General features: G+C 38.6%; 23 protein-coding genes and 3 tRNA genes. 10 read left to right on the forward strand and 16 right to left on the reverse strand.

Translation table 11 applies throughout. The features are described from left to right. Positions 1 to 134: 134 nt before the first annotated feature. Both A9267_RS02675 and A9267_RS02680 read right to left on the reverse strand, forming a co-directional pair. A complete protein-coding gene (locus A9267_RS02675) occupies positions 135 to 2,411 on the reverse strand; it encodes an acyl-CoA dehydrogenase (protein ID WP_065108141.1) in 2,277 nt (758 codons plus the stop codon). A 9-nt stretch (positions 2,412 to 2,420) separates the two neighbouring features. Then, on the reverse strand, positions 2,421 to 3,065 hold the full coding sequence (locus A9267_RS02680; RefSeq protein WP_055024008.1) for a TetR/AcrR family transcriptional regulator: 645 nt from the start codon (positions 3,063 to 3,065) through the stop codon (positions 2,421 to 2,423). A 194-nt stretch (positions 3,066 to 3,259) separates the two neighbouring features. On the opposite strand from A9267_RS02680, the gene A9267_RS02685 reads away from it, so the two are divergent. Both A9267_RS02685 and A9267_RS21715 read left to right on the forward strand, forming a co-directional pair. Beyond that, a complete protein-coding gene (locus A9267_RS02685) occupies positions 3,260 to 5,122 on the forward strand; it encodes a M2 family metallopeptidase (protein ID WP_065108142.1) in 1,863 nt (620 codons plus the stop codon). 830 nt (positions 5,123 to 5,952) lie between these two features. Beyond that, complete coding sequence (locus A9267_RS21715) at positions 5,953 to 6,093, forward strand: hypothetical protein (protein ID WP_156003214.1); 141 nt, start codon at positions 5,953 to 5,955, stop codon at positions 6,091 to 6,093. Positions 6,094 to 6,192: 99 nt separating this feature from the next. Here the strand turns inward: A9267_RS21715 and smrA are convergent, their stop codons facing one another. After that, positions 6,193 to 6,783, reverse strand: a complete 591-nt coding sequence (gene smrA / locus A9267_RS02690; protein WP_065108143.1) for a DNA endonuclease SmrA — start codon at positions 6,781 to 6,783, stop codon at positions 6,193 to 6,195. Positions 6,784 to 6,913: 130 nt separating this feature from the next. On the opposite strand from smrA, the gene A9267_RS02695 reads away from it, so the two are divergent. Both A9267_RS02695 and A9267_RS02700 read left to right on the forward strand, forming a co-directional pair. After that, a complete protein-coding gene (locus A9267_RS02695; protein ID WP_065108144.1) occupies positions 6,914 to 7,555 on the forward strand; it encodes a YybH family protein in 642 nt (213 codons plus the stop codon). A gap of 11 nt (positions 7,556 to 7,566) precedes the next feature. Further along, entirely contained in the window at positions 7,567 to 8,082 is a 516-nt protein-coding gene (locus A9267_RS02700; protein ID WP_156669086.1) for a YchJ family protein, read from the forward strand. Between the two features lie 305 nt (positions 8,083 to 8,387). Here the strand turns inward: A9267_RS02700 and A9267_RS02705 are convergent, their stop codons facing one another. From A9267_RS02705 to A9267_RS02715, 3 genes are all read right to left on the reverse strand, one after another. After that, on the reverse strand, positions 8,388 to 10,565 hold the full coding sequence (locus A9267_RS02705; protein ID WP_065108145.1) for a sensor domain-containing phosphodiesterase: 2,178 nt from the start codon (positions 10,563 to 10,565) through the stop codon (positions 8,388 to 8,390). A gap of 247 nt (positions 10,566 to 10,812) precedes the next feature. Then, positions 10,813 to 11,100, reverse strand: a complete 288-nt coding sequence (locus tag A9267_RS02710) for a DUF406 family protein (RefSeq protein WP_065108146.1) — start codon at positions 11,098 to 11,100, stop codon at positions 10,813 to 10,815. A 142-nt stretch (positions 11,101 to 11,242) separates the two neighbouring features. Beyond that, on the reverse strand, positions 11,243 to 11,746 hold the full coding sequence (locus tag A9267_RS02715; RefSeq protein WP_065108147.1) for a VC2046/SO_2500 family protein: 504 nt from the start codon (positions 11,744 to 11,746) through the stop codon (positions 11,243 to 11,245). A gap of 124 nt (positions 11,747 to 11,870) precedes the next feature. On the opposite strand from A9267_RS02715, the gene A9267_RS02720 reads away from it, so the two are divergent. The 4 genes from A9267_RS02720 (at position 11,871) to A9267_RS02735 (ending at position 13,503) form a co-directional block, all read left to right on the forward strand. Next, a tRNA-Tyr gene (locus A9267_RS02720) sits at positions 11,871 to 11,955 on the forward strand. 30 nt (positions 11,956 to 11,985) lie between these two features. Beyond that, positions 11,986 to 12,070 (forward strand) — tRNA-Tyr (locus A9267_RS02725). 70 nt (positions 12,071 to 12,140) lie between these two features. Continuing rightward, positions 12,141 to 12,225, forward strand: a tRNA-Tyr gene (locus A9267_RS02730). Positions 12,226 to 12,438: 213 nt separating this feature from the next. Continuing rightward, a complete protein-coding gene (locus tag A9267_RS02735; RefSeq protein ID WP_065108148.1) occupies positions 12,439 to 13,503 on the forward strand; it encodes a PLP-dependent cysteine synthase family protein in 1,065 nt (354 codons plus the stop codon). Positions 13,504 to 13,550: 47 nt separating this feature from the next. On the opposite strand, the gene queE is transcribed toward A9267_RS02735, so the two are convergent. Further along, entirely contained in the window at positions 13,551 to 14,219 is a 669-nt protein-coding gene (queE, locus tag A9267_RS02740) for a 7-carboxy-7-deazaguanine synthase QueE (protein ID WP_065108149.1), read from the reverse strand. Positions 14,220 to 14,400: 181 nt separating this feature from the next. Here queE and queC point away from each other — a divergent pair, with 181 nt between their 5' ends. Together queC and rrtA are read left to right on the forward strand one after the other, a co-directional pair. Then, positions 14,401 to 15,090, forward strand: coding sequence for a 7-cyano-7-deazaguanine synthase QueC (queC, locus tag A9267_RS02745; RefSeq protein WP_082972166.1), 690 nt, complete (start codon positions 14,401 to 14,403; stop codon positions 15,088 to 15,090). A gap of 165 nt (positions 15,091 to 15,255) precedes the next feature. Beyond that, complete coding sequence (gene rrtA / locus A9267_RS02750; RefSeq protein ID WP_065108150.1) at positions 15,256 to 15,891, forward strand: rhombosortase; 636 nt, start codon at positions 15,256 to 15,258, stop codon at positions 15,889 to 15,891. A gap of 38 nt (positions 15,892 to 15,929) precedes the next feature. Here the strand turns inward: rrtA and A9267_RS02755 are convergent, their stop codons facing one another. The 9 genes from A9267_RS02755 to A9267_RS02795 form a co-directional block, all read right to left on the reverse strand. Beyond that, a complete protein-coding gene (locus A9267_RS02755; RefSeq protein WP_065108151.1) occupies positions 15,930 to 17,303 on the reverse strand; it encodes a hypothetical protein in 1,374 nt (457 codons plus the stop codon). 15 nt (positions 17,304 to 17,318) lie between these two features. Further along, positions 17,319 to 17,792 (reverse strand): SET domain-containing protein, encoded by a 474-nt coding sequence (locus tag A9267_RS02760; RefSeq protein WP_055024018.1) that lies wholly within the window; start codon positions 17,790 to 17,792, stop codon positions 17,319 to 17,321. Positions 17,793 to 17,956: 164 nt separating this feature from the next. Further along, positions 17,957 to 18,433, reverse strand: coding sequence for a GNAT family N-acetyltransferase (locus A9267_RS02765; protein ID WP_065108152.1), 477 nt, complete (start codon positions 18,431 to 18,433; stop codon positions 17,957 to 17,959). 85 nt (positions 18,434 to 18,518) lie between these two features. After that, positions 18,519 to 19,145, reverse strand: a complete 627-nt coding sequence (locus tag A9267_RS02770) for an FMN-binding negative transcriptional regulator (protein WP_065108153.1) — start codon at positions 19,143 to 19,145, stop codon at positions 18,519 to 18,521. A gap of 39 nt (positions 19,146 to 19,184) precedes the next feature. After that, complete coding sequence (locus A9267_RS02775; RefSeq protein WP_065108154.1) at positions 19,185 to 19,616, reverse strand: NUDIX hydrolase; 432 nt, start codon at positions 19,614 to 19,616, stop codon at positions 19,185 to 19,187. A 99-nt stretch (positions 19,617 to 19,715) separates the two neighbouring features. Beyond that, positions 19,716 to 21,095: a Na+/H+ antiporter NhaC family protein gene (locus tag A9267_RS02780; RefSeq protein WP_065108155.1), complete on the reverse strand. Its 1,380-nt coding sequence runs from the start codon at positions 21,093 to 21,095 to the stop codon at positions 19,716 to 19,718. A gap of 235 nt (positions 21,096 to 21,330) precedes the next feature. Then, positions 21,331 to 22,161 carry a 2-keto-4-pentenoate hydratase gene (locus A9267_RS02785; RefSeq protein ID WP_156669087.1) on the reverse strand — a complete coding sequence of 277 codons (831 nt, stop codon included), beginning with the start codon at positions 22,159 to 22,161 and terminating at the stop codon, positions 21,331 to 21,333. 200 nt (positions 22,162 to 22,361) lie between these two features. Beyond that, a complete protein-coding gene (locus A9267_RS02790) occupies positions 22,362 to 23,093 on the reverse strand; it encodes a FadR/GntR family transcriptional regulator (RefSeq protein ID WP_065108156.1) in 732 nt (243 codons plus the stop codon). A gap of 75 nt (positions 23,094 to 23,168) precedes the next feature. Then, complete coding sequence (locus tag A9267_RS02795) at positions 23,169 to 23,906, reverse strand: FadR/GntR family transcriptional regulator (protein ID WP_065108157.1); 738 nt, start codon at positions 23,904 to 23,906, stop codon at positions 23,169 to 23,171. Positions 23,907 to 23,918: the final 12 nt, after the last annotated feature.

Genomic DNA, 23,918 nt, shown 5'->3' on the forward strand with positions numbered 1-23,918 from the left:
CATCGCAAATATGAGTTAAGTTGGTCTGTTATAAAATTAACTTAGCAAATATAAAGTATAAAAAAACCACCTCAATGAGGTGGTTTTCTATTTGTGCTTAAATCGTTTTTTAGCAGGCTAGTTTCATCAGCAAGCTATAGACTTTCAAAGTCATCAACATTGATAGCAGCTAAGCGTTTGGTATCTGCATCAACAAGTTGAGCATGCTCTTCATCATTGATAACCCCTTTCTCTAATGCTTGAGCAAATAACGTTAATGCAGGCAGTTTAGGCGTTAACTCTCCGGCCTTTTGCGCTTTCTTTAATCGTTTAAATAACTGCGTGCAAGCATATTTAGCTAAAAATGCTTGTTCGACTTCTGCTATGCCGCTCTTATCACCTTCAAATTCAGCACATAAGAAAGTAATTCGATCACGAGCAGGAGAAGGTTGTAAAAAGTTATCAGCTAACACTGTCGCTTGCTTATCCGTTGGCGCATTAAAATGATTGCCTAATGGGAATATCACTAGCTTTAATAAAATGCCCACAAACTTACTTGGGAAGTTACGGATAGCTTGTTGCAATGCTTCAGCAGCTAAATGGAGGCGCTGTGTCATCACATAATGAACAATCGGCAAATCATCTTGTTGACGACCATTATCTTCAAATTGCTTCAACGTCGCTGACGCTAAATACAACTGACTTAATACATCGCCCATTCGTGCAGAAATCATTTCTTTACGTTTCAGATCGCCACCCATGATCAACATAGATAAATCAGTCATGATAGCTAAACCAGAAGATAAACGGCTCATATCACGGTAATACTGCTGCGTTGTACCACTCACTGGCGCTGAATTCGTTTTACTTGCTGTTAGTGCGTTAAAAAACGCCATAAAGCCATTACGAGCAGCATAGCCCATATGTCCCATGAGTAAAGCGTCAAATCGGTTGATAGCCGCTTTTTGATCTTCCATTGCTGCTGTTTCCATTTCAGCGAGCACATATGGATGACAACGCGTTGCACCTTGACCAAATATCATTAACGAACGCGTTAAAATATTTGCCCCTTCAACCGTAATTGAAATGGGACTTGCCATGTATGCATGACCAAGATAGTTTTTAGTACCCAGCTGGATCCCTTTACCTGATTGAATGTCCATTGCATCTTCAACTACATCACGACCTAACTCAGTCATATGGTATTTAGCAATTGCTGTAACAACTGAAGGTTTAACTTTTAAATCAATTCCTGTCGTAGTCAAACAACGTGCAGCTTCCAATTGATATGTATTGGCAATAATACGTGCTAAAGCTTCTTGTACACCTTCAAACTTACCAATAGGCATGCCAAATTGTTGTCTTACAAAACTATAAGCTGTTGTCGTTTTAGTGGCCATATGACCAGAAGCGGTCGCCAGCGCAGGCAAAGAAATACCACGCCCAGCAGATAAACACTCAACAAGCATTCGCCAGCCTTTACCTGCAAATTGAGGCCCACCAATAATCCAATCAAGCGGAATAAAGACATCTTCGCCACTCGTCGTTCCGTTCATAAATGCCATCATTAACGGGTTATGACGACGACCAATTTCTACACCTTCGTGATCAGTCGGAATTAACGCACAAGTTATACCTAAGTTAACTGTATCACCAAGTAACCCATCAGGATCGCGCATTTGGAATGCTAAACCAAGCACTGTCGCTACAGGGGCTAGTGTGATGTATCGTTTATTCCAAGTTAGGCTTAAGCCAAGTGTTTCTTCACCATTAAACTCACGACGACAAACAATTCCAGTATCAGGAATAGCACCAGCATCCGAGCCTGCCTCAGGACCCGTTAATGCAAAACAGGGTAACTCTTCACCTTTAGCAAGCGCTGGTAACCAACGCTCTTTTTGCTCTTGAGTACCATAATGCGTTAGTAATTCACCTGGGCCTAATGAGTTTGGCACCATAACGGTTACGGCAGCACTAATACTGCGCGTGGCAATTTTACTGACAATGGTCGAATTGGCGTATGCAGAAAACTCTCGACCACCAAACTTTTTAGGAATGATAAGCGCAAAGAAGCCTTCTTTCTTAAAGTAATCCCATAATTCAGGAGGTAAATCTTTACGGTTATTAACAATGTCATGATCATCAATCATGGTGAGCGCTGTCATCACTTGATTGTCGATAAAGTCTTGTTCATCTGCCGTTAATTGAGGTTTGCCATAATTGTGAAGCATATTCCAATCAGGTTTACCGCGGAATAACTCTCCTTCCCACCAAACATCTCCAGCTTCCATGGCTTCTTTCTCTGTACTGGACAAAGGGGGTAGCACTTTTTTAAAGAAGCTAAATACAGGTCGCGTGATAAAACGCATACGTAAATTTCGAACACCAAATAGCACTAGCAGTGCTATTAATACGAGTATGAGGACAGTCATGTTAATCCCTTATTCCTTTCCTAAAATCGGTACAGATACACCAGCTGCCATATATGGAATAACCTTACGAATAATCGCTTCAGTATCATTATGTTCACCGTAGTCAGCCTCTGCGATTTCATTTAATGCATCAGCTGATGCCATAGTGAAAACGATGGTGCCTAAGGTAAAGTGTAGTCGCCAAAACATCTCAGCAGGCGGAATATGTGGCGCACTAGCTGAAACAGCTTTAACAAACACTTGTAAGTATTCACCGTAATGCGTAGTGATAAACCATCTTAAATGACCTTGGCTTTCTATATATCCACGACCCAGTAATTGAAGAAAGATGGTTGTACCACCTTGCCTAACTTGATTTAATTCTAACAGCGGTTTTATTAGCGATGAAAAAATTTCATTCAAATTCGCCAGCTCTGGATTCTTAAAAAGTCTTTTAATTTCAGATGCTGCGCTAGGCATAAACACATCTAAATACCGTGCTAAAACAGCGCGAATTAACTCTTTCTTTGAACCAAAATGATAGTTCACAGAGGCCAAATTTACTTCAGCTTTGCTGGTAATTAGCCTCAAAGATGTTTCAGAAAAACCTCTTTCTGCAAAAAGTTTTTCAGCAGCATCGAGAATTCTTGTTTTTGTATCAGTTCTGCTTGCCATTCCGTGACCCAATTCAATTTAAAACACCCGTTTAAATTAAACACTGAGCGCACACTTGTCAATGTTAAATCAGATTATATGTTCAAGCTTACGCCGTCTTTAGTACTCTTCTGGCACTGTTTATTAACTAAAATGCAATATTTACCCTAATTATGTAAACTGTCGACGACAATAAAAATAAGGAAACCTGTAAGATGAACCAGCCTTTTAAACAGCCGTCTAAAATTGCAATCGTCATTTCAGTCGTATTGGGATTATCAGCATGCCAGCAAGCTGAAGAAGAAATCGTTACATCAACCACAAAAGTCACTCAACAATCAGCAAGCATTTCAACGGAATCTGCTATTGCATTTATAAATGAAGCAGAAGCTGAATTAGCTCAATTATCCGTTGAAGGTGCACGAACCGAATGGGTTTACAGTAATTTTATTACTGAAGATACTGCAGCAATGTCGGCAGCTATTGGTGAAAAGCTGACATCTCGATCTGTATACTTTGCTACAGAAGCAGCTAAGTATGCCAATGTAAAACTTGATCCAATCAATGCGCGCAAACTTCACATCCTTCGCAGTAGCTTAGTACTACCGGCCCCATTAGATCCTGCTAAAAATGCAGAGCTTGCGCAAATTAGTTCAGAATTAAATGGCTTATATGGTAAAGGTAAATATTGTTTCACTGATGGTCGTTGCATGACTCAGCCAGAGCTATCAGCGTTGATGGCAGATTCTAAAGATCCTGCAGTGTTACTAGAAGCATGGCAAGGCTGGCGTGAAATTGCCAAACCAATGCGACCTTTATTCAAACGCGAGGTTGAGCTAGCTAATGAAGGCGCACGCGATCTCGGCTTTACCGACCTCTCAGAGCTTTGGCGTAGCCAATATGATATGAAACCTGATGATTTTTCAAATGAACTTGATAGGTTATGGGGAGATATTAAACCACTTTATGATTCACTACATTGTTATGTACGTGGTGAGTTAAACGAACAATATGGCGATACTATTGTACCAAATCAAGGGCCAATCCCAGCGCATTTATTAGGCAATATGTGGGCTCAGCAATGGGGCACAATATATGATTCTGTTGCGCCGCAAGATGCAGATCCAGGCTATGATGTCACCGCATTGCTGGCAGAGAATCAATATGATGAAATTAAGATGGTCAAACAAGCTGAAGGCTTCTTCTCTTCACTAGGTTTTAGTCCATTGCCTGATACTTTCTGGACTCGGTCGTTGTTTGTTCAACCAAAAGACCGTGATGTCGTTTGCCACGCTTCTGCTTGGGATTTAGATAACGAAGATGATATCCGCATTAAAATGTGTATTCAAAAAACAGCGGAAGACTTTACAGTCATTCACCATGAACTGGGTCATAACTATTATCAACGTGCCTACAAAAACCAACCACATTTGTTTAAAGGCTCTGCTAATGATGGCTTTCATGAAGCAATTGGTGACACTATTGCCCTCTCCATTACACCCAGTTATTTAAAACAAATTGGCTTACTAGAACAAGTACCTGACGAATCGAAAGATATCGGTTTATTGCTTAAACAAGCGTTGGATAAAATTGCCTTTATGCCATTTGGCCTAATGATAGATCAATGGCGTTGGAAAGTGTTCAACGGTGAAATTTCACCAGAGCAATACAACCAAGCATGGTGGGAGCTGCGTGAAAAGTACCAAGGTGTAGCTGCACCAATAGCACGAACTGAGGCCGACTTTGACCCTGGCGCCAAATATCATGTACCTGGTAATGTGCCATATACACGTTATTTTTTAGCTCACGTATTACAGTTCCAATTCCATCAATCATTGTGTGAAATAGCGGGTAACGAAGGACCAGTTCACCGTTGTAGTATTTACGGTAATAAAGATGCGGGTCATAAGTTAAATGAAATGCTAGAAGCTGGATTAAGCCAACCTTGGCCTGAAGCACTTAATATCGTGACTGGCACTAAAGCAATGGATGCAAACGCTGTTTTAGACTATTTTGCGCCATTACATGTATGGCTCGACAAACAAAACCAATCTAAAAACCGTCAATGTGGTTGGTAATGTATCGACTCAAAATACATTAAAATCAATAGCAATATAAAGATAAATATAAAGCACCTTAGGGTGCTTTATATTTTGGCTTCAATCATCGTAAATCTCAGTTAATATATACACCCGCCAAGAATTAACACTAATACAACAGAGTAAAAACATCCCCAAAACACAAAGCGCCACATGCTTTAACGACAATAATATGACACCTGTCAATTTGCACCGATGCGTGATCAGGATCACATAAAAAACCATTCTCACCCCTGTCGTTTATGATAATTTTACGCGGTACACAAAGTGAATGGAGTTACTTGTACACGTCATTATGACAAGTGTAATAAAAGCCAAAAGTCACATTAAGTATCAATACGACTTGCCGTTATATCTACGCTTATCAAGTATTAAAACCTTCTATATTTTGAGTATAACGATACAGATTCATTTCTGTTTTGTCGTTTGATATTGCTAATGAAAAAAAGAAACTACGTAAAATTAAGAAATGGCCGTGCTAAGCGGATCCGTAAAGGTTCAACCCTTAATTATAGTAATCATAAGAGTAGTATTCATTTATTGTTTATTACCATCGCTATTTTATATTTTGTGCTGAATTAGCGATACCTAAAATAACGTTAACATGATAACGAGATTAACAAATTCACTAAAGTACACTTACATTTCTAACAAGGTTCTTTAGCATCTCTAGAATGAAAAGCAGTCATTTTCTGCAAAGATCACAAATCTAACCCAAACAAGGTTATTAGCATGCTTGAAAGTGACAAAGTCTAGCGTCACTGCTTGTGTGAATTACACTTGTTGTTGTTTGTTAGCCTAGGTGTAGCATGAAGAAAAGTCATTACCAAAAATTAAGAAATGAACGTTCAAAACGATTAAATAATGAAGAGACGCCAAGAGAAACGAATCCTAAAATGATAGTGGCTGTTATTGTACTCCTTGCCATCCTAGCTTTCTTACTCGTTTAACTTGCAAGCATCTTTTTAAGAATTGTTTTATAACGATGTTTGATAAGGGCTTTATTAAAAGCCCTTATGAATATGTCATATACCAACCATATACAAGCGTTACCGAAAGCCACTGCCTTTTCTATTCGTTTCTCCTGATACAATGCGTTGCTCATCAGACTTAACCAACATCACAAACAATGCACCAGTTCCGCCTTGTTCACGGGTCGCACTGTGAAATGCTTGCACTTGTTCAAACTGCATCAACCAATCGTTGACCGCAGATTTCATGAGCGCTGGATAGGGTTTATTATTCACTCCTTTACCATGAATGATTAATAAATTTCGTTCGCCTCTTTCATGTGCTTGAATAATCGTTTCAACAAGCAACTCTCTGGCTTGACTCAATCGATAGGCATGCAAATCTAACACTGTTTGCTTTTTGTATTTGCCTAAACGCAAATGGCGGAACACTTCTTCTTGGACACCATTTCGTTTGTAACTCAAAATCTCATCAGGAGCTATTGGAGTTAATAACCTTGGTTCAATGGGTAATTTCGCCAAATACTCATTTTGCATTGCTGCTTTACGTCTTGCTCGATGTGCATCCGTATCGAGTTGTTGTGATGAGACAAATACCTTGTCATTAGTGGTTAATGGTTTAACGTCGCCCATTTCAGCTAAAAATAATGCTGTATCATCAACGCTCATAATCAACTCCTACACACTTTGTAAAGATTACTTACTGTTGCTAATTAATAGAATAATTTATAGTGTCATGCATTATTAAAATCTGCACCTGAAATTATTCATTAGCCAGAGTAAAGAGTAAAAAATCTTGATGACTTATATCAAATTGTTGTTTTGTTGTACTTTTATGCTTCTCAGCATCAATGCCTTAGCGGGAAAAACACCTGAAACAACTTTATCAGACAACGACATCATTAATAATAATTATAAAACCTTCCACGCAGGTTTCGAGAGTCTAGATCTGGACTTTATTAATAAAATATACACGGATGATGCCACATATATATCTGAGGTGTTAGATCAAGAAATCGTCATTGGTAAACAAAACATCCTCGACCTCTATACGGTATTTTTCAAGAAAATAGCCAAAAAAGATGCTCATATTGAAGTTGATTTCAGGGTGATTAACCGTGAGTTAACTGAATCAAGTGCCACAGATGTAGGTTACTACCTAGTGAGGTTTCACCCTCGTAAAGAAACAGGCGATCCTACAAGTGTTTTCTCTGGTAAGTTTGTTTTAGTATCGCGAAAGACAGCGAAAGATCAGTGGCAATTTATTGTTGATTCAAACACTAAAACAGATCCTAAGTACTATTTTACCGCCAAACCTGTTTCAAACTTATATTACGGCAGACAATTCAACCAAGCCCCCAAACCAGACATCATCGTTGAAACTGAATCAGAACCTAATACGCAGCAGCCTATTGATTCGACAGATGCCCATAATCATTAAAGCGACCTGTAATGAATACTCGTTTAATCAATACTCAAACAGCTAAGACCCAGATGGCCAATACAATGTGCCCTTGCGGTCGAAATCAACACTATTCTGAGTGCTGTGAGCCTTATCACTTAAACGTAAATACAGCAGCTGACGTAGAGACATTAATGCGCTCACGTTACTGCGCTTTTGTATTACAAGAATTTCAATATTTACTCGATACCCATCACCCTGATTTTCTGAACGGGCTTAGCATTGCGTTACTGGCTGAAAATGCGTCATCAACAACTTGGCTGGGATTAACTGTCGATGAGGCCAATCAAACCGCTAACCATGGCACTGTCACCTTTAAAGCATGGTTTTTACATGATGGTGTTATTGATGCCATTTTTGAAGCATCACAATTTGAGTGTGTAGGTGGACAATGGTTTTATACTACTGGCGAGCAAAAACAAGCTAAATTACCAAAACGTAATGAAACGTGTATCTGTCACAGCGGCAAAAAGTTTAAGGCCTGTTGTTTAAAGAAAATAAGTTAGTTTGCAAACTGAATGAATTAGTTGAAAAGTGAATGAGTCAGATAACACCTAGGTTGTCGTTTCAAACACTCACCTATTTCCACACTGGGGTATGCATCATCACCGTAACCATTATCGCTTTATAAAAGCACTGTGATTATAGAGATTTAATTTAAGAGGTTTGATTTAACTGATTTAACTAACTTAACCAGTTAGGTCAAAATAATCAGACTTAACTAATTTGGTTTAGCAAAAAGGTTTTAGATTTGCTGGCTGTTATGAATGAACAGTTACGAGTGTGCAGTTATGAGTAGAGAGTTTCGAATTTAATGTACCGTTTCATTTTGCTCAGAAATGAACCGAGAGAATTCATTTTCTCTTATAGCGGGACTGTATAAATAGCCTTGAGCGTGATTACAAAGACTATCTTCTAAAAACAACTCTTGTTCTTTTGTCTCTACTCCTTCAGCCGTCAGTGAAATATTTAATGCTTTCGCCATTGCGATAATCGCACTTACAATTTCTCTGCTTTGATGACTGGTCGTTAAATCTGAAATAAATGAACGGTCGATTTTTAATTTGCTGATTGGGAACTGTTTTAAATAACGCATTGAACTGTAACCCGTACCAAAATCATCAATGGCCAAGCCTACCCCTAAATCAGCCAACTCTTGACACAAACAAGTCGCATGACGCACATCACCCATTAATTCAGTTTCAGTGATTTCTAATATCAAGCTTTGTGGCTTTAAACGGTAGCGAGTCACTAAATTCCAAACTTGCTCAAATAAATTCCCGCTAAAGAATTGTCTTGCCGCTACGTTAACATGCATAACAATATCGACATTTTTACGTTGCCATAAGTTAAGTTGTTTACAGGCAGCTTCTAATACCCAATCTCCGATGGCATTGATCATGCCCGTTTGTTCGGCAATATCAATGAATGCGCCTGGGTAGAGCACTCCTTTCTTAGGGTGATGCCAACGTATTAAGGCTTCTGCGCCAATGAACTTATGGTTCTTTAAATCCATTAAAGGTTGGTAATAAAGCTCGAACTGACGCCCACGTATTGCTGTTTGTAAGTCACGTTCAATTTCTGCATTATTTTTAAAGGTCGCTAATAAATCATCATTGAAAATTTGATAATTCATCATAGCTTTCTTTTTTGCATATTGAAGCGCAATATCAGCGCAAGAAAGCGGTGAAAACTCCCCAACAACAGGCGCAATATCAACCACAGCAATCGCGGCTTTCGGGTCAACCTTTTCTCTTCCGATCACAGATGGGACACTAAGTTTTTGATATAGCTTAACAATCGTTTCTTCTAAAATGTCACTTGAATGTATCGCCGGTAAAATCAAGGCAAACTCATCGCTGCCAACTCGGGCAACATCAATTGCTCCGTTACTTTCAGCAAAATGCTTGAGCCTTCTTGCCACTTCAGTGAGCAAGGAATCCCCTTGCTCGTGACCACTTGTGTCATTGAAACGCTTAAAGCCCATTAAATCGATTAGTATCAGAACACCTTCAGACGTGACGTCGAGCTGTTGAGTAAAATGAAGTCGATTGTGTAAACCCGTTAACGTGCAGTTCCATGCGAGCTTTTCAAGTTCATCTTTATGACGTCGCTGTTCTGAAACATCTAAACACGACACCAATGCGTAATAGTTGCCTTGCTCGGTAACGAAACGACTAGCTTGATATTGTACCCAATAATTTGTGCCGTCGATTCGTTGTAATTCGGTTTCGCCTTGAACGGTTTTGCCCGCTATTAACTCTTGTGTTAATTCATTAGCAAGTTCACGCTTACCTCTAAAGAAATCCAAGGTAATGAGTTCATTGTTTTGCACAACGTCACGAGACAGCCCTGTCATTTTTTCATGTGCAGGATTGATATACTCAATAATTTGATTTTTTAAGTTAACCAACATCAACACATGTTTAGCTTGCTCTGTTGCACTATGGAACAAGGTTAAACGTTCGTCTTTGTCATAAGCGTAACGGGTGGCAAGTGTCAGTGCTAATTGGTCTGCAAATTGACAAGCAAATTCAATCGACTGTTTTGGCAGTTCAATTTGGTGATCAAATTCAATGCACAGTAGTCCTTCAATATGACCATTGATTCGAATTGCGACATCTAAATTTGATTGGATTCCAGACTGGAGATAATACTCAGAAAAGCAAGTAAGGCGTTTATCTGTAGAAGAAATATTACTGACAACGTGTCGATAACGTCGTATTTCATCAAAATACAGCTCTGATGCAAAGTGTTTATGACGGAATTTCTTGGTGACTTCAACCATAGCTGTGTTGGGTGAGGCGCAAGCAACAACTTTTTGCTCAAGTGCTTTATTTCGTAGCGAAATAACTGATACACAAGTCGCATTAAAGTATTTCAATAACAATTTACAGGCAAGTTCAGAGGTCGCAGTAAAGTCGCCCTTTTCTTTTGCTTTTGAGTTAACAATTAACTCTAATAAATGTTGTTGCTCATTTTGCTTCATTATTGTTCCCAAAAAGACAGCATAACAGTCGGGTCACCTCATTCTTTGGAGGCTTTTTCCAGCTAAAATAAGGGGTGACTTGACAAAAATCAACATCCCTCATGTACCAAAGCAAATGTAAAATGGCCTTGGCGCTTATGACATATGTCTAAGCATAAAGTAGTAATGTAACGATGGTTACACTCACTGAATTAAATTGCAAGTTGTTAGCGCAAAAATCATTATATATTTGATATATTTTAGCTATTTACAAGCCATTCTCTAATTGAAAGATCATTTTTTCAGCAGTGAATTCAAAATCTATAATGACAGTAATATCTGCTTCCGCTTGCTCGCTATTAACCTTAACTGAGTCAAAACGAATTTTTGCTTTAGTAATGATATCTTCTGCTTCTTCGGCAACTGCATCACCAGTAATTTTCAAAATAAGGCGTGTATCCTGCTCGTCAATTACAGTGCCAATATCGACAAATGATCCACAATCATTACAGCTATCGCTTACCTGAACTTCTTGCTGGGTAATTGTTTTAATCATAATTAGTCACCTATCACAATGATAAAGAAAGCGTCAGCTTAACGTAAAAACTGAGATTAATTTTATAACTAGTTCACACTATTAGCGGTTTATGTTATTTCATTCTGAATCGGGTGGTTATTTGTCGATACTCTATATTGTGTTATGCAACTGCATACAGCTGATTAGCAATTGTTTCGCTAATTTTTCGCTGTACTGATAACTGATCTAAAAAGTGCATTTTATCTAACTCAGATACTTCAGGTAGTTTTTGTTGATGCTTTAATTTTGTTAATAGATCACAGTTTGCTAGTGCTATTTGCATGTCATCATCAAACTCACCACGAGTCACTATGGCCTCAGGATGTAATGCTTGAGTCAACTGAAATTGAGATGAACCGCTTTGATGAAATGCACTAGCATTATCTATTGCTTGTTGTTTCGATAAATCACAAACCAATTGTTGCTGCTTGGGTAAGTCAAAGGCTTTATACAGCTTTTGATTATCATCGAGTTCTTTATCAAGCTGAAATTGCGACATATCTCTAGCGTCTGCTGATAGCATTGATAATAGTAAGCCAAATTCGCCGCGGCGGTCATGTTCGATTGCGTCATTTAAACGACGACCTAACTGCAGTTCATTGACTAAAGGAAACTCGATTTGCATATAAAAACATCATTAATTACTAGGATTGATATTTTATCGACCACTTAAACAAATACTTGAGAGTTATTTTCGATTTTGGCTTTACTTATATTTAATTCGTGACTATCATTGCCGCCGCAATTGAGGAGGGGTTCCCGAGTGGCCAAAGGGATCAGACTGTAAATCTGACGGCTCAGCCTTCGAAGGTTCGAATCCTTCTCCCTCCACCATTTGCACCAATGATAAATATACCGTTTCGTGGAGGGGTTCCCGAGTGGCCAAAGGGATCAGACTGTAAATCTGACGGCTCAGCCTTCGAAGGTTCGAATCCTTCTCCCTCCACCATTTATCGGTTTATTGATTATTAAAAAATATTGTTGTGGCCAACAATACTGCAAGACAAGTAAGAAAATGTGGAGGGGTTCCCGAGTGGCCAAAGGGATCAGACTGTAAATCTGACGGCTCAGCCTTCGAAGGTTCGAATCCTTCTCCCTCCACCACTTCTTATTTTATATATCTCGTTTCAAATATCTCCCATTATCTCTCTATTCAAGACTATTCTCTTTAAAGCAGTAAATATGTCGAATAAACTTTATATATACCCGTTTGATGCGCCAATTAATGTTATTTAATCGATAAAGTGATCTGTATACCTTTTAGCGTTGCCACTTTGAGTCTATGATGATTTTTTATTTGTTAATCGGGATCTCATCATGTCAAAGCAATGGGTAAATCAAGCAATCGCCAAAATTGAAGCAGATTTTCAGCGAAGTGCCGATACTCACCTTATCAAACTCGATTTACCGCAGCTCTCCGGTATTGATATATACCTTAAAGACGAGAGTACCCATCCTACAGGCAGTTTAAAACATCGTTTAGCACGTTCACTGTTCTTATATGCGCTTTCAAACGGATGGGTAAACGAGAACACTACCATAATCGAATCTTCATCAGGCAGCACCGCCGTGTCCGAAGCCTATTTTTCAAGATTATTAGGCTTACCATTTATTGCCGTTATGCCATCTTCAACTGCAAAAACTAAGATTGAACAAATTGAGTTTTATGGTGGTCAGTGCCACTTTGTCGATCACAGCAGTAAAATTTATGCTGAATCTCAAAAGTTAGCCACTGAGCTTAATGGCCATTATATGGATCAGTTTACTTATGCAGAGCGAGCAACCGACTGGCGTGGTAATAATAATATTGCTGACTCTATTTTTAACCAAATGCTGAAAGAGCCGTACCCTACTCCTGCTTGGATAGTCATGAGTCCTGGCACTGGCGGTACATCTGCAACCATAGGCCGTTACTTAAATTACCAACAATTACCAACACAGTTATGTGTAGTCGACCCTGAGAATTCGGTGTTTTACGATTATTACCACAAAAGAGATCTCACCATTACGTGTGAAAACGGCAGTAAAATTGAAGGGATTGGTAGACCAAGAGTCGAACCTTCTTTTATCGCTGGGGTTGTGGACGATATGAAAAAAATACCTGATGCTGCGTCATTAGCAACAATGAATTGGCTAGCCAAACTGATAGGACGCAAAGTGGGTCCATCAACAGGAACTAACCTTTATGGCGTTCTTCAGCTAGCTTGTGAAATGAAACAGCACAATCAGCAAGGCTCGTTAGTCACCTTATTATGTGACTCTGGGGATCGGTATTTAGACACCTATTACAACCCTGAGTGGATAAGTAAAAACATCGGCGATACTGCATTTTTCGACCAGCAACTTACACAATTTAATCGTAGTGGTTCGTTAAAACCTTAAGCGATTAACCGTACCAATAAAAAACCGCTCAATGAGCGGTTTTTTATTTAATCAATATCTAAATATTTATGTGTTTGAATCGAAAGGCGCCAATTTCTAGCAATACATGTTTTCATCGCAAGTTCAGTCGCTCTAGGTTTTTGACTAATTGGCTGTAAACACACCACTTTATCTTGCGTATCGATATTTGCTAATAAGGCATCTAATTCATCAATGTGTTTTTGTGTTGCTATGGGATGCTTAATCTCATTCGCGCGTGTTAACGCCTGCTCAAGCACCTCATATCCGCCTTTCATGTTTACCTTAGGTGAAACCGTCACAAAGACCTTGTCGTGGCACAGCACTTCAAAAGTGCCACTGGTTTCAATCTGCACAGCATAACCTGCAGCAATAAACTCACTGGTTAAATCAGTGACATCGTACATACATGGCTCGCCGCCAGTCAGTACAATGTGCTTTGCGGTATATCCTTTGGCTTGAAAAGCTTGAATTAAACTACTTGCATCATGCTCGGCCCAACGTCCAATAGTGCCATCAACTTGAATGACATCAGCTTGGTTTACCTTGTTTTGAGCTAACACTTCCCAGGTCTGCTGAGTATCACACCAAGCACAACCCACAGGACAGCCTTGTAAACGGACAAAAATGGCAGGTACTCCGGTAAAGCTACCTTCACCTTGAATTGTTTCAAATACTTCGTTTACAGGATAATTCATTTGCAAGCCTTATTAATTTCAAGGGCGCATTTATAGATGATTTTGTTTCTAGCTGCAAGTTTTTGCCAACTTTATGCTGGATAAGATAAAATGCACTTTTGTTATTAATAAACAGACAAACATGTGCATAGTAATGATGACTTTCGTCCATTACCTTATATTTGTCTTTCCGGTGATTTTAATGTCCAAAGCAATTGTAGTTTTTTCAGGTGGTCAAGACTCCACCACATGCCTTATTCAAGCCTTGACTCAATACGATGAAGTCCATGCCATTACCTTTGACTATGGTCAACGCCATAGAGAAGAAATCGACATTGCCCAAGCGCTTGCAAAAAAGCTTAAAGTAGCAAGCCATAAAGTCATGGATGTCAGTTTATTAAATGAATTAGCCATTTCTTCATTAACACGAGATGCGATTCCGGTTTCACATGAATTAATGGACAATGGCCTACCGAGTACCTTCGTTCCTGGTCGCAATATATTGTTTCTAACATTAGCAGGGATTTATGCCTATCAATTAGGCTGCGATGCAATCATCACTGGGGTATGTGAAACCGATTTTTCAGGATATCCGGATTGCAGAAATGATTTTGTAAAATCAATGCAACAAGCATTAGAGCTTGGTATGGACAAACCGCTCAATATTGTTACCCCCCTTATGTGGCTGAATAAAGCTGAAACATGGGCATTGGCTGATAAGTACCACTCACTCACTCTCGTTAAAGATGACACCTTAACCTGTTACAACGGCATTAAAGGCAGCGGTTGTGGAGATTGCCCAGCTTGTTTATTGAGACAAAGAGGTTTAGAGGATTACCTTAATAATCGTCAAAGCGTTATGGCTGATTTAAATCGTAAGTCAGCACGTTAAAACGCGTGTCACTTTATCAAATCAATTTACCAACAAATCGCTAGGTGATTTGAAACGTCAGCCATAAACCTCTATTGCCTGACTGTGTTTAACAGCATTTAGTTAAGCAAAGTGTTAACGATTCACTATAATAAACAATATTATAAGGTAAAACGGACTTAAAACATGGCAAGAAGAAGTCGTAACAGTGCAAGTGCCTATTACTTTGCAATTTTGGTCAGTATTACATGCTGTGTATTCTTTGTTTTGTCGATGAACCCATTGGGAACAATTGATGTCGATAACCTATTAAGTTATCGCTACGATAACATCGCTCAAGGTGAGTACTGGCGTATCATCACAGGTAATTTGTTACACACAAACTTGTGGCACTTATTAATGAACCTTGCAGGCTTTTGGGTTATTTTATTTTTACATGAATCTCATTACAAAGGCCATATAAGTCAGTTTGCTTCGTTGTTTATCAGTTTGTGTGTATTAGAAGGATTAGGTCTTTACTGGTTTTTTCCAGAGCTTAAAGGTTATGTCGGACTCAGCGGGTTATTACATGGCCTATTTACCTTTGGTGCCCTATTAGATATACGTAAAGGCTATAATTCAGGTTATTTATTATTGCTAGGTGTGTTTGCCAAAGTGGGATACGAAATGTACTTTGGTGCCAGCGAAAGTGTCAGCGCTATTATCAATGCACGTGTCGCGACCGAATCTCATTTTATTGGCGTACTCGGTGGGTTATTTTGTGGCTTTATCTGGCTGCCATTAACGCGTTTTTTTAAACACCAAAAATTACAAAGCCAATAAAAAAAGGAGCAATTGCTCCCTTTTCTTTTCTAAGATGATTAGTCTCGGCGCATATAAGCCAACATCATCAACAAAACCAATACTGCAATAAGGCCAAGTGGTAACCAAGTGTTGATTTGCAAAACGGTATCGACGTTGGAACCAGTATGAATACCTGTTGAGTTAATAAAGCGCTCTATTTTACTTAACCCTAGGTAATCACTCCAAATACTAATCAACCCCAATATTTGGATACAGGATATGATGAACAATATTTGATTTTGGCGACGATTAGATTGCTCTGCTTTACGAGCGTAAGCACGTTCTAAATAGTCTTTAAAAAAACTAACGTAAGTTTTAGCATGCTCTAGGCTGCTTTCTACATTCCATTTAGACTCAATTTTTTGATAAACATCTTCGTTGTCTGACTCAATTGCTAATTTGAAATTTTCGTTATTCATTCGTAGCAACTCAATCTTATTAATATATTCATCAATAACATTACGTTTTGAGTTAAGGGTTTTCTTCGAGTCATTTGCAAGAATATGACTATTTAGTTTATCTAAGACACGGCTATAAAAACTGACGTAATACCAAGTTGATTGAATATGATGCTGAATCGGCGCAAATCGGTAATATCGTCCTATATCTAACGTCATAATCGTATGAAAACGACTGAAAAAGGCATAATGCACACAATCATTATCGATAATTGTCGTATTATTACCTTTAACACGCTCAGCTTTGGCATTACAGGCTAGAAACTGCTGCTTCATTTGTTTATCTTGCGGGCTAGCTTCGACAAAGAAAGTGAAATTACCTGAATTATTACCGATATAAGCTAATGGTCTGTGGCTACTTTTTAACGGAATATGGCTAATAGCCTGAATTCTTTTACACACTTCTAAACGTACTGCATTACCCCATTGACTGAGTGCGCTAGTGTCATGTTCTTTTACTAATAAATTTCTCAGATTATTATAGAAATCAGCACCTTGACTTTCTGCAAGTTCATCTGCTGTCAGCTCTGTTGATAACAGTTCAGCTGTTTTGTCATCAGGTAAGTTTAAGTGTATTTCAACAACCAAAACAAAATTAAAAAATCGTTGATCGAAAACCAATTCATAGGTTGTATTTTCAAGATCAAGATACTCACTGATGTCATGCAAACCATTTACATGAAAGTCTGTAGACTGTAGATCTTGCTTTAATAAAAGATTTGAAACCTTGCTTTCTTCACTGCGATAAATACATTTAAAATTTGATAAATCACGATGTAATGCGTTGAATTGTTTAAGCCATTCTATTTTGAAATGGTTTCTGTCAAATGTCCCAATTAACTTGCCAATACGACTTTTCTTACTGATGAGTTGTTCATATTGTTCTGAATCAACCTCAATAGGCTGTACACACATAACGCGAATTTTCGGCATAAGGATTTCTTATTATTATAAAAATTGTTTTTCTGGGTTAGTTAGATAGTCGTCAGAAAGTTGCTCTTTGCGATAATCAATCGTTAGTTCTTCACCAACTTGAATCTCTTTGATAGCCACTAGACGCATTGGGTGATACCTGATTTCAGTATTCGGCGTTCTTGAGTGGTTAATATAACTGTATTTAGTTCTGAAATTTCTGACTAATAAGGTTTCATTATTGAGGTAATTACATTCCATGAAAATGTAATTCGAATAAGGGGCAATGTCTTTTGCCATAAGCGACTCGATTTTTTCATAGTCTGCAATTGATACCACTTGGCCATCAAATAAATAAAGAATTTGCTCATCTTTAATGGCATCTGTAGCAAACAAACCAAACCCATGTAATTCACTTGAGTGAATCATGGTCTTTGCGATCGTATCTAGCGTTGCTTTACGGACAAAATCTAAATCTTGTGTCTTATCAATTTGTTGAGAATTCGACATACCAAACCCAAAGTAATGAACAAAATAGTAAAATATTAAGTAATTACTTTAACTTATCAATGCTGGGTTGAAAATAAATAAACAGCTGAAAATGTCACAGAATGTGCAAATTGATTACATTTATCTTGTTCGATATATGGATTATTACATCGCTTTAACGCCTTTTAGTCATCATTTTGAGAGCTTAAATAGATTGAAGGACGCCAAATTTGCATTAAAATTTCTGGATTTTCTATTGGGAGGAAACCAAACTGAGCATACAAACCATGGGCATCTCTAGTTGCTAGCAACATTCTCCGTAACCCAACAATTTCAGGGTGAGTCACAATCTCATTTATTAACCATTTGCTTAAACCTTTACCGCGATGCTGCTCAAGAATAAACACGTCAGCGAGATAGGCAAAAGAGGCTTTATCAGTAATAAGGCGGGCAAAACCAACTTGTTGATCATCCACGGTATACACAGCAAAACATAATGAATTGGCAATGGCTTTGGTCAGCACTTCAATTGGGATATCTTTCGCCCAGTAAGAATTGGAAATATACCCATAGACGACATTTATATCGATTTTAGTTTTATCCGTATCGATATAATACCCGTCTACCGGTTGAACAGACTCAAACTTATTATGCTGATTCACTGTCGCTCCCTACTGTGCGATTTACTGTATGTGCTTATAGACTTCTGATTACTGGTGCTTCATGTTGATTTTTTAAATGGGCGGCTTACTCATGTTGTTGGTAGTACAGTTTGGTATATGCCAGTAACGCCTGATCGTCTAATCGACTTGATTCGCTTAGTCCAGCAAGCACTCCCTTTTGATCGGCCAGAGAGCGATGCTGGCCTAATTTATTTTTGCCTTCAATTGAATCGATTTTTACTTTAAAGCCCACTATCGCTTTGGCTAACTTCAATTTATAGTCAGGCGGTATAAAACCATCATGACCATGGGTTTCACTACTCAGTAAACTGGGTTCATATTTCGCAATAGTGTCGTTAAGTATAGACAAGGTTGTTTCATCGTCTGTCAATGTGACAGTCCCTTTTACATGTACAGCCGCATGATTCCATGTGGGTACAGCGGGACTGCTCTCATACCATGTTGGTGAGATATAGCCATGTGGGCCTGAAAAAACAGTTAAAACTGACTGCCCATCGGCTATCTTCCAGTGCTGATTAGCTCGAGCCATATGGCCATAGAGTGTGCCCAATTCACCTTCATCTGCTTTAAGTAATAAGGGTAAATGGGATGCGGTTAAATCCGCAGTTGTGATGACAGCAAAACCATAATCAGCAACAAACATATGGAGTGATGTTAAATCATTAATTCTTAGATTTTTTGGAATATACAAAACAAATCCTTGTTTTAGTTGATGTCATTATAGTATTCATCAATAATCTATTTCGGCTAGATATCGTTTAAGTCTCTGCTGTAAAGAGTTAATAGCTTGTGGGTGATTCAGGTAATCTTCAATATCCATCAGCCTCCAATACTGGCCTTCATTTCCGAACCTAATCTTATCAAGCTGTTCATTATCAATATGAGCTGCAAAAAAATAAGCGTTGCCATTACCAGTTTGATTAATGTCGATTTGTTTATATATCAAACACGCTTTAGTTAAAACAAGTGAAAACTCTTCATTCAATTCACGAAGCACACACTCTTCAGCTGTTTCGTTCCCCTCACGCCCACCACCTGGAAAGTCCCAACAATTGGGATAAGGAATGGTTGCAAGGTTATCTCTTAAATACACAACCAACTGACGGCCTGAAATTAACGCCATTTTACAACCCGTAAACTTCTCAGTGTTCTTGTCATTCATTAGGCTGAACTCCAGATAATATAAAACCAGTGACAAGCACTGGTTTTAACATTATTAGCCACGACAGATAAGTCGCGTCGACTTCATGTGGTCACATTATTACGCTATCACAATAAAACCTATCACGGTGATGCTTGCCGCAATCAAAGTGTATGGCAACTGAGTGATGGCATGGCTGACTAAGTTACACCCTGCACCTTGCGCTGCTAACACTGTAGAATCACTGTAAAAGCAAGCTTGACTCCCAAAGGATGATGCAGAAAGTAATGCACCGATCACTAACGGAATATCCGCGCCGACCGCTTGAGCAAGCGGCATAACAATAGGAATCGATACGGCAAAAATCCCCCAGCTTGACCCCGTAGCAAAGGCTAATAATGCCATTGCAACAAACACGACTGCAGGTAAAAACTGTGCTGTCATGTAGGGACTTAAGCTCTCAATTACATATTGAGGTAACAGCAACTTATCGCATACATCTTTAAAAATAAATGCTGCAATCACTGTCCCAATTGCGGGTAACATACTTTTAAAGCCATCAATCATTTGCTCCATCATTTCAGCAAAAGGCATTAAACGCTGCACAGCATAATAAGGGATCGTAATTGTCATGGTCGCTAACAAACCAAGCCACACATCAATATCAAAATATACGGTAAAACCAACAAGCATTATAATTGGCACAAGGAAATTATGTAATTTCCCTTGATGATCAGCCGTTTTAAATTCATCTTCCATCGCCTTAACGGCATAGTCATTACTGGTTTGAATATCAGCTGACTCATCAACCGGTATCCCAATACCTTGCTTTGCTTTTAACTCAGCCTTTTTCATCGGACCAATAAGCGGCATCACCCCTAAAATGACTAAAGGAACCATAATCACAGCAACCCATGCATAAAGCATATATGGAATGGCTTGCATATAAACTGAGATTGCTTGCCCAGGTTCTGCTATACCGTTATCAACAAGTAAGCCGCCAAAAAACACAGCCCACGTCGATAAAGGGACGAGAACACAAATAGGTGCGGCTGTGGAATCGACAACATACGCCAGCATTTCACGAGAAATACGAAATTTATCCGTCACTCGCTTCATGGTTTCACCCACAGTTAATGCATTAAGATAGTCATCAATAAAAATGGCAACACCTAAAACAAATGTCATCATTAACGATGATTTAGGGCCTTTAGCTACCTTCAGTGCATTTTTCCCAAATGCGAATGCCCCGCCCGTTCGAACGAGTAAAGCGATTAGCGCACCAAACGTGCCACATACTAAGATTAACCAACCAATGGTTTCATCAGCCATGACACTTAACGATATTTCCGAAAAATTATTTAATGCTTCAACAGGATCAAGCATTAATAAACCCACAACAGCACCTATTACTAACGCTAAAATAGGTCTTCTTAATACAATTGCTAATATCAAAACAACCACTGGCGGGATCAAACTGATCGCTGATGGCTCTGTCATGATTTTTTTCCTTGTTGGTAATGTAAGTCAAAAATGGAGATGCAAAATAATGTCGTTATGTCACTGAGTCAACATAATTTATACAATAATAGAAAATAAAATAAGAATTTTTGACAGAGAAATCAAATTAGATTCATTCAAGTAAACACCTAGACTAATATGACGACATAAAAAACTGAGTTATAGTAAAATCGACTTATAACTCAGTTTGTTTAAACAAATTGCTGCCATAGCCTTAGCCAGTAAAATTCACTGAAAATTGGCCTATCCCTTGGTAATTAATGTTAACAGGACTATTCATCGCTACCTTTACAACACCACAATAGGAACCTGTAATAATAACTTGCCCCGCTCTCAATGAAATTCCTCTTGCTGTTAAGTGATTAACAAGCCAATAAAGTGGGTTCTGAGGTAACTCACATGGATGAACACCTGCAAAGACTTGCTCAGTTTTTTCTTGGCTAATATTAATGTCAATTTTTGCAGCTTTATAAGCAATAGGTTTGTCAATAACTGGGCCTAAATACAAGCCTTGATTACTTAAGCCATCAGCTAAGCGTTCAAAATGATTAGCATCGTAGTCTTTAGAAAATCGTGGTTCAATTAATTCTAATGCTAAGCGTGTTTCCCCTACTGCATCATCGATTTCATCATTACTGTATGTTTGACCTGCAGATAAATCATTAGCTAATACAAATGCAATTTCAGGTTCAATTAGGGCATAACCTTTTATTGATTTTATTGAACAATCTTGCTGCTCTGTGGCTAATTGGGATAATAATGGCGCAACGATCACATTCCCGTTTTGTTGTGGAATTAAGCATTTCCACCCAATATGCTCACTGGAGGTTTGAGCCATCATGATTTGTTGAATAGCAAACGCATCATCAAGTGTCTTGGGCGCATTGTTTCGTAAATCAGAAACAGGTATAGCTTGTTGTCGCTGCTTTAATAAATGCGTTGCAGCATCTAATTGAGATTGACTGTATTCTTGTTTGTCCTCGTTCATGTGCAAATCTTGATGTTCTTGCACATCGCCCTGTTTTGTTTGATTAAACTCGCTCACAATAATTCCTTTAATAACATCAATTGATTTTTAACTGATTGAGCAACACGTTGCCTTGATTTCTATTAAATAAATTTAAACATATGATGTTTATATAAACAATGTAAATATATTCACTAAGTTTTTAGTCAGCACAAAAAAGCCCAACTATTGTTGGGCTTATGTTTTACAACTTAACAATGATTGCTAGTAAGAGAAACTTACTTCATTAACTGCGTCAGTCGTGCTTTAGCATCACTTAATAGTGTTTCAGTTAACGATTGCGCTAACTCACCATTACGGTCTTTAATGGCATCGAAGACTTCTTGGTGAAATGGAATTGAGCTTTTATTTTCTGCATCATTTTGGTTAGTGACTCGAATACTGACCAAAAGTGATGAAAAAATCACACACTCCATAGAAATAAATAATTCATTGTGAGATGCGCGTAGAATTGCGCCATGATAGTGGGCATCGGCTACAACGAAGCGATCAACATCATTGGTTGAAGAAGCCATCTCTTCAAGGGCAGCCGCTATTGCTTGAATATCTTCATCGGTCGCATTCATGGCCGCTAGTGACGCAGCTTTGGGCTCAAATGCGAGTCGAAACTCCATCAATTGAGTTAGGAATTCTGGATTCAGTGGTGCTGAAAGGTGCCAAGCCAGTACATCATCGTCAAGTAAAGCCCAATGATTTCTCGCTTTAACTTTCGTACCAATACCACGGCGAACATCTAATAAGCCTTTACCTACCAGAATTTTAACGGCATCACGTACTACAACACGGCTAACTTTGAAGCGCTCAGCTAGCTTGTTTTCGTCATCAATTAACGTCCCAGGAGTATAGGTGCCGGCAACAATTCTACGACCCAGTTCTTTCGCTACTTGAACAGGTAAACTCGGTGACATCGAATTTGTTCGTCTTAAATCGTAGTATGTTAATTCACTCATGTAATTATATTGTCCATAAAAATAACTACATACTATTTATCTGATTTTAGGACAATAGACAACCGCCAGAGACGATTAATTGCTGTTTTGAGTCAAAGAAAGTCGAATACTGGCATCATTCAGCAATTTTTCAGTGAGCTTTTCTGCTTTATCACCATCTTTAGCTGCAATAGCTTCATAAACTTCTCGATGAAAAGGCACCGACGCCCCATTTTCACGAGGGTCTTTATTCGTGACTTTAATACTCACTAATAACGCAGAGTAAATCACTCCTTCCATTGACGCTAAAAAGCCATTGTTGGCGGCTTTCATCACTGACTTATGAAACAGTGAATCGGCAATAATAAAATCTTCTGCGGTATTATTAGCTTGAGCCATTCTCTCAACAGCTGATTCGATGTCGGCTAAATCTTCTGCAGTAGCACGCTCAGCAGCCCACCTAGCCGCTTTAGGCTCAAAAGCCAATCGCACATCCATCAATTGTTTTAAAAAGCTAAGATTTGGTGGCGCAGATAAATGCCATGCAAGAATATCGTCATCCAGCATATTCCATTTATCTCTAGATTGAACACGAGTACCAATTCCACGTCGAACTTCTAACAGTCCTTTACTTACGAGGATTTTAACTGCGTCACGAACAACAACTCGGCTAACTTGATAACGGGCAGCTAATGCATTTTCATCATCAATTAGACTATGGGCTTCAAAAGCGCCTGACACAATTCTGCGACCAAGCTCTTTCGCGACTTGCACCGATAGACTTGGAGACATTCCTTGGGTGCATTTTAAATCGTAATATATTAATTCACTCATAAGTCCTATAGA

The sequence above is a fragment of the Shewanella sp. UCD-FRSSP16_17 genome, assembly GCF_001675935.1.
GTDB classification, from domain to species: Bacteria; Pseudomonadota; Gammaproteobacteria; order Enterobacterales; family Shewanellaceae; genus Shewanella; species Shewanella japonica.

What these genes read in the sequence shown, in the direction of transcription:
- A9267_RS02790 (WP_065108156.1), bottom strand. Translation starts at nt 23,093, where the DNA reads ATGAGTGAATTAACATACTACGATTTAAGACGAACAAATTCGATGTCA.
- A9267_RS02700 (WP_156669086.1), top strand. Translation starts at nt 7,567, where the DNA reads ATGAATACTCGTTTAATCAATACTCAAACAGCTAAGACCCAGATGGCC.
- A9267_RS02680 (WP_055024008.1), bottom strand. Translation starts at nt 3,065, where the DNA reads ATGGCAAGCAGAACTGATACAAAAACAAGAATTCTCGATGCTGCTGAA.
- A9267_RS02695 (WP_065108144.1), top strand. Translation starts at nt 6,914, where the DNA reads ATGACTTATATCAAATTGTTGTTTTGTTGTACTTTTATGCTTCTCAGC.
- A9267_RS02715 (WP_065108147.1), bottom strand. Translation starts at nt 11,746, where the DNA reads ATGCAAATCGAGTTTCCTTTAGTCAATGAACTGCAGTTAGGTCGTCGT.
- A9267_RS02755 (WP_065108151.1), bottom strand. Translation starts at nt 17,303, where the DNA reads ATGCCGAAAATTCGCGTTATGTGTGTACAGCCTATTGAGGTTGATTCA.
- A9267_RS02685 (WP_065108142.1), top strand. Translation starts at nt 3,260, where the DNA reads ATGAACCAGCCTTTTAAACAGCCGTCTAAAATTGCAATCGTCATTTCA.
- A9267_RS02775 (WP_065108154.1), bottom strand. Translation starts at nt 19,616, where the DNA reads ATGAATGACAAGAACACTGAGAAGTTTACGGGTTGTAAAATGGCGTTA.
- queE (WP_065108149.1), bottom strand. Translation starts at nt 14,219, where the DNA reads ATGAATTATCCTGTAAACGAAGTATTTGAAACAATTCAAGGTGAAGGT.
- A9267_RS02675 (WP_065108141.1), bottom strand. Translation starts at nt 2,411, where the DNA reads ATGACTGTCCTCATACTCGTATTAATAGCACTGCTAGTGCTATTTGGT.
- queC (WP_082972166.1), top strand. Translation starts at nt 14,401, where the DNA reads ATGTCCAAAGCAATTGTAGTTTTTTCAGGTGGTCAAGACTCCACCACA.
- A9267_RS02705 (WP_065108145.1), bottom strand. Translation starts at nt 10,565, where the DNA reads ATGAAGCAAAATGAGCAACAACATTTATTAGAGTTAATTGTTAACTCA.
- smrA (WP_065108143.1), bottom strand. Translation starts at nt 6,783, where the DNA reads ATGAGCGTTGATGATACAGCATTATTTTTAGCTGAAATGGGCGACGTT.
- A9267_RS02710 (WP_065108146.1), bottom strand. Translation starts at nt 11,100, where the DNA reads ATGATTAAAACAATTACCCAGCAAGAAGTTCAGGTAAGCGATAGCTGT.
- A9267_RS21715 (WP_156003214.1), top strand. Translation starts at nt 5,953, where the DNA reads ATGAAGAAAAGTCATTACCAAAAATTAAGAAATGAACGTTCAAAACGA.
- rrtA (WP_065108150.1), top strand. Translation starts at nt 15,256, where the DNA reads ATGGCAAGAAGAAGTCGTAACAGTGCAAGTGCCTATTACTTTGCAATT.
- A9267_RS02780 (WP_065108155.1), bottom strand. Translation starts at nt 21,095, where the DNA reads ATGACAGAGCCATCAGCGATCAGTTTGATCCCGCCAGTGGTTGTTTTG.
- A9267_RS02795 (WP_065108157.1), bottom strand. Translation starts at nt 23,906, where the DNA reads ATGAGTGAATTAATATATTACGATTTAAAATGCACCCAAGGAATGTCT.
- A9267_RS02735 (WP_065108148.1), top strand. Translation starts at nt 12,439, where the DNA reads ATGTCAAAGCAATGGGTAAATCAAGCAATCGCCAAAATTGAAGCAGAT.
- A9267_RS02760 (WP_055024018.1), bottom strand. Translation starts at nt 17,792, where the DNA reads ATGTCGAATTCTCAACAAATTGATAAGACACAAGATTTAGATTTTGTC.